This is a genomic window from Hungatella sp. (assembly GCF_046966825.1).
Map to the genome: position 1 here is coordinate 1 of NZ_JBKVCZ010000227.1, position 5551 is coordinate 5551.

The 5551-nt window shown below is 48.9% G+C and carries 5 protein-coding genes and 1 pseudogene; 5 read left to right on the forward strand and 1 reads right to left on the reverse strand.

What is annotated here, in order from left to right:
• The 5 genes from ACLTD4_RS32675 to ACLTD4_RS32695 all read left to right on the forward strand — a co-directional run.
• The coding region (locus ACLTD4_RS32675) for a putative PEP-binding protein (RefSeq protein ID WP_412331912.1) at nucleotides 1-620 on the forward strand (620 nt) is incomplete at its 5' end.
• Nucleotides 621-1479: 859 nt separating this feature from the next.
• Nucleotides 1480-2133 carry a hypothetical protein gene (locus ACLTD4_RS32680; protein WP_243008318.1) on the forward strand — a complete coding sequence of 218 codons (654 nt, stop codon included), beginning with the start codon at nucleotides 1480-1482 and terminating at the stop codon, nucleotides 2131-2133.
• Between the two features lie 178 nt (nucleotides 2134-2311).
• On the forward strand, nucleotides 2312-3376 hold the full coding sequence (locus tag ACLTD4_RS32685; RefSeq protein WP_055653926.1) for an LCP family protein: 1065 nt from the start codon (nucleotides 2312-2314) through the stop codon (nucleotides 3374-3376).
• Nucleotides 3377-3385: 9 nt separating this feature from the next.
• Nucleotides 3386-4102, forward strand: coding sequence for a LytR/AlgR family response regulator transcription factor (locus tag ACLTD4_RS32690; RefSeq protein ID WP_117621300.1), 717 nt, complete (start codon nucleotides 3386-3388; stop codon nucleotides 4100-4102).
• Nucleotides 4099-5403 (forward strand): sensor histidine kinase, encoded by a 1305-nt coding sequence (locus ACLTD4_RS32695; protein ID WP_117621299.1) that lies wholly within the window; start codon nucleotides 4099-4101, stop codon nucleotides 5401-5403. Before ACLTD4_RS32690 ends, ACLTD4_RS32695 begins: the two co-directional genes overlap by 4 nt.
• Here the strand turns inward: ACLTD4_RS32695 and ACLTD4_RS32700 are convergent.
• Nucleotides 5357-5551 (reverse strand): annotated as a pseudogene (locus ACLTD4_RS32700) (phosphatase); the annotation flags it as partial. The gene ACLTD4_RS32695 and the pseudogene ACLTD4_RS32700 overlap by 47 nt on opposite strands.

Here is a 5551-nt window from a genome sequence, read left to right on the forward strand (position 1 = left end):
TGGCAGTTACTTATCCAGAGATTGCCAAGATGCAGACAAGAGCCGTTATGGAAGCTGCAATCGAAGTAAAGGAAGAAGAAGGATACGACATCATTCCTGAGATCATGATCCCACTCGTAGGCGAGAAGAAGGAATTAAAGTTTGTAAAAGATATCGTAGTTGAGACTGCAGAAGCAGTTAAGGCAGAAAAAGGCTCTGACATCCAGTACCACATCGGTACCATGATTGAGATCCCGAGAGCTGCATTAACAGCAGACGCTGTTGCGGAAGAAGCAGAATTCTTCTCCTTCGGTACAAACGACTTAACACAGATGACATTCGGATTCTCCCGTGATGACGCTGGCAAGTTCTTAGATTCTTACTACAAGGCTAAGATCTACGAGTCTGATCCATTTGCAAGACTTGACCAGACCGGTGTTGGACAGCTTGTTCAGATGGCTGCTGAAAAGGGCAGAAAGACAAGACCTGACATCAAGCTTGGTATCTGCGGCGAGCATGGCGGCGATCCGTCCTCCATCGAGTTCTGCCACAAGGTAGGCTTAAACTACGTATCCTGTTCTCCATTCCGTGTGCCGATCGCAAGACTGGCTGCGGCTCAGGCGGCGTTAAACAACAAATAATTGTTGAAATTGCCATGTGAATATGATATACTATATTTAGGCAAAGTGAATATATTCAGTGTGTAAGCACAAAGCGAAAACCCCAGGAGTGCAAGTCCTGGGGTTTTCATTAGGCTAATTGTCGCATTATCTCTTATCTAGCCATTTGCAAATGAAGTAGGCAACAACACTTGCTACGATAGAGAGAATAAAAGTGAATATATCCATTATGTAAGCACCCCCTTCCTGTTGCCAGAATGGGTGCGACAACAAATATAGTATATCATATATGATAGAGATAAACCATGGAAGTTATTTTGAGTGGAGAGAGATAAAAAATAAGGGTGGTTAGATTGCTCTGCCAAGGCCACAGCGGCTCAGGCGGCGATATGGACGAGTTATTTGATATTTTATCAAATAGCTCGTTTTATTGTGCGTGATTAACAGTAGAATACGAGAAATTCCGATTGTTGAATATTAAATAAATTTAGGTTCTGAATAAAAGTGAAAACCTCAGAGGCGCTGATCTGAGGTTTTCTTTTAATACCGTTTTAAATTTGAAACATATCCGTATGATATTTAAGATCAGGAACAGGTATAAAATCATAGAGAAAGTTCGAAAGATGTTACCGTAACAAGTTAAATGTATGGTAAATAGTGGAAAATATATTTGCTTACAGGGAGCAAAATAACGGAAAAGCTGCCTGAAACCATGGAAATACCGAAGGATGAAGGCCCATGGCATACCTTTTCAGCGATTGGACCGGGATTCTGGGGACTGTGTTGGCGGTTGTGTAATACCATTTGATCGAGTATAATAGTTTAGAAGAAGCAGTATGACAAATGAGGCAGCGATGCCGGAAAACGAGGGATAAAGAGGATGAGGAGAAGAGGGGCAAGGCGTTTGGTATTGAAATATGGAATCGTTGGTCTTCTGGCTGCGGGGCTGCTTTCCGGGTGCTCCGGCACGGGGGAACTGGAGGCTCAGAACCAGGAGCTGAAGTCGCAGGTGGAGAGCCTGTCAGCGGTAAAGGAGAGTCTCGAAGGCGAGAAGGAAAGCCTTTCCTCCGAACTGGCGTCTGCGAAGGAGCAGAAGGAAGAGGCCGGGAAGAAAGCCGCGGCGCTGCAGGCGACGATCGATGAGATGGCTAAGGAAGCGGAAATCCAGGATGGAGATGTCGTCGTCAGACTGATTGGGAAAGAGGACGTGGAGAAAGACTCCTCCAAATGGATCTTTAACAGCTACAGCAATTTGAAGTTTAAGATTACAAACAATACGGACAAAGATATACAGGGAATCGAGGGAAAATTAAAGATCATGGATCTGTTCGGCAAAGAGATTTTAACAGCCGGATGTGATTTTACCGGACATACCATACCGGCGGGGGAGACTGTGGTCAACGATGATCTGAGCTTTGAAATCAATGAGTTTATCAACGAGCATATGAAGCTGTATACGACAGCGTATGAAGACTTAAAATCAGAGTATACGGTGACACAGATCGTATTTACAGACGGGACAGTAAAGGAATAGGTGAGCAGCCACACTGGTGTCTGTGCAATTACATAGAAAACCTCGGGCTGGTCCTGAGGTTTTTCGCTGTCTGCATAAATTACGGCAAAAAAATGGTCATTCGCGGTCAGATCACACGGCCCGGGCCGGAAAAGACTATAATAAAACCATCAAATGACCCGGAAAGGAATGACAGTTTATGTACGAACTCAGAGAAAAGAAAGAAGAAGGAACGAAGAAACCCGTATGGAAGAAGGCGGCGGCATGTATTCTGGCGCTGTTGTTATTTTTTGCCTGTTCCGCGCTGCTTTATGTGACGAAGCTGGCGACATCCACACAGAAAATCCCGGATGCGGACATCAAGGCGATCAGCAATGATTATCTGAATGAAGCGACGGAGAAGCAGATGGACGATTACTGGACAGTGGCTATTTTCGGCGTGGACAGCCGCAACGGCAACATTGGAAAAGGAACCAGCGCGGACACGCAGATGCTTCTCACGCTTAACCGCGCCAATGGAGAAATCCGGCTGGTATCCGTTTACCGCGATACGCTGTTGATGAGCAATGTGAAGGAAGGAAAGTGCCGGAAGATAAGCTCCAGTTATTCGGAAGGCGGGCCGGAGCAGGCCGTCACGGCATTAAATGAAAACCTGGATTTGAAAATAGGGGATTACGTTTCCTTTTCCTGGAAGGCGGCTGCCGACGCGGTCAACGTGTTGGGTGGAATCGATATGGATATCACGAAGGCCGAGTATGCGTATATCAATGCCTTTATCACAGAAACCGTGGATTGTACGGGAATCCCTTCGGTACATTTGACGGGCCCGGGACCGGCTCATCTCGATGGAGTCCAGGCCGTCGCCTACAGCCGGCTGCGTCTGATGGACACCGACATGAACCGGACGGAGAGACAGCGGAAGGTGATCGAGGCCGTATTGGAGAAGCTGAAGCAAGCGGATCTTCCGACGATCAACCGTCTTCTGGAGACGGTGCTGCCACAGGTTGCAACTAGCATAGACATAGGTGACTATCTGGAACTGGGAAAGAATGCCGGGAACTACCGTATTGTAAAAACCGAAGGCTTTCCGACCGTGTACAAGGCAGCCACGCTTGGAAAGCTGGGAAGCTGTCTGATTCCCAACACACTGGAATCCAATGTGACGGCACTTCATGAATTCCTATACGAAGATCAGGACTATCAGAACTCAGACCGGGTGAAAGAGATCGGGGGAGAAATTATTAAACAGGCATTGGGAGAGTGAGGTGACACCATGATTCGGATAGCAGTTTGTGATGATGAGCCTGCGTTTGCAGAGCGGGTGAAGACACTTATTGAAGAAGAGTGCCGTGCGCTTTCCGTTTCGTCGGAGACGGTTCTCTATACCGACAGCGGCATGCTGGCCTATGACATCGGGGAGAAGCGGTATTTCGATATGCTTTTCCTCGATATCGAGATGCCTGGTTTATCCGGCATGGAACTGGCGGATTTAATAAAGGATTCGCTGCCCCAGTCGCTCGTCTCCTTTATAACCTCCCATACAAAGTACGCGGTCAAGTCCTTTGAGCTCTCCATCTTCCGCTATATACCGAAGGCGGAGGTGGAATGCTGCTTATCCATGGCGGTTTCGGATGGGATCCGGCTGCTTTCCTGGAAGGTGAAGGAGTGTTACGTGGTGGAAACACCGCGCCAGATCATGAAGGTGGCGATGAGCGACATTCTCTACATCTATAAAAAACAGAAATACTCATGTCTTGTTCTGCCTGGGGAGGAGGTGCCGGTCCGTAAGGCGCTGGGACAGGTGAAAGAGGAGCTTGGCAGAGAGGAGTTCCTGGTGATTGAGAGGGGCTATATCATCAACCTTTACCATGTCAGAAAAATGGAAGGCGCATCCGTGGTTATGGACAATGGGTCCGTGCTGCCGGTGAGCCAGAGCCATGTAAAAGAAGTGAGAGAGACCATTACCGGTTTCTTCCGGAGGCATCTATGAATACCATATTTCAGCTTTGTGAACTTGCGGCCTATTTTTTGGAGGCATTGATCTGCTATTTTTTTATCCAGCTGTTTTTCCCTGAGAAAGCGAAGGGGAAACTCAGCTTTTTCCTGTTGTCCGGTGTTCTGCTTCTGACGCTGCAGCTTGCGGATTCTCTCCATGTGTATCCATTTCTGGTTACCCTGTGGTTTGTCTTTTATATCTGCATGACGACGGTTCTTATTTTCCACGTGGATGTGTTTTATGCCGTCTCCCTGGTGAGCTTCTATATTCTGTGTGTCTATATTATTGATTTTTTCTGTATTTCGGTGATGGGGGTATTTTTGAAGAACCAGCAGTTCGCACAGATGGTCATCGCACAGCTGTCGCAGTGGCGTCTGGTGTATCAGGCTGCGGACAAGCTGCTGCTGACCGGGGCGTATTTTCTGGCGAGGAAAGCATTTCGCCGGGAGCTGGCCTATAATCCCCGGATGATGTTCCTGACCTCGGGACTGGGGCTGTGCGGCGTCGGATTTCTGTCGTGGCTCACGATTCAGGAGACGAGCCTTCATGCGCTGTTCGGGTGGAGCATGTGCATTATCTTGCTGTTTCTCATCTATTTCCTTCTGTTGTTTTACTCGAAATACGTGGGAGAGCAGAAGCAGCGGATCGCCCTGGAAATGAAGGAGCAGATGATCGACAGGGAGTACGGTCTGATGGTCCGGCAGCAGCGGGAGCAGGAAGAGCTGTCGCATGACATGAAAAATCATTTGCTTGTGCTTTCTTCCATGATCGGAGAGGGGAAAATGACAGAGGCGCAAACGTATCTGGAGCGAATGGGAGAGCCGCTGCGCCAGCTGGAGATGATGGTATGGACGGGCAATCCGGTGCTGGATGTGCTGTTGAACAATGCCAGAAACAGCGCGGCAAAGAAAAAAATCCGCTTTACCATTCAGGCGGATGCGCTGACGCTGGGAGATATGGAAGATCGGGAGACGTGCAGCCTGTTTTCCAACCTTCTGGACAACGCCGTGGAGGCAGCAGACCGGGTGGAGAAGGGAGATCGCTGGATTACCGTTAAAATGCGAAAGGCGGGAGACATGGTATTCATCGAACTCTCCAACTCCATGACCGGCAGGCCCTCCGTCAAGGACAACCGCCTGGTGACGACGAAACGGGAGGGAACCGGCCATGGGCTGGGACTTAAGAGCGCGGAGCGCGTGGTGGAAAGGTACGGAGGCAGTCTGGTCTGCGAATACGGAGACGGTGTCTTTACGGTTCTGGTGTCCTTCCTGGAAGGGCTGCGAGACCTCTCATAATCCGGCCGTCATCCCAGAAGGAGCCGTGGCCGCCGAGACGGATTGCAGGCTTGTGTCTGCCGTGAAAGTCACTGCCGCAGGTGATAAGAAGACGGTTTTTCTCAGCAACCTCCACGTAATAGGCCGCTGTCTCCACATCGTGATAGGA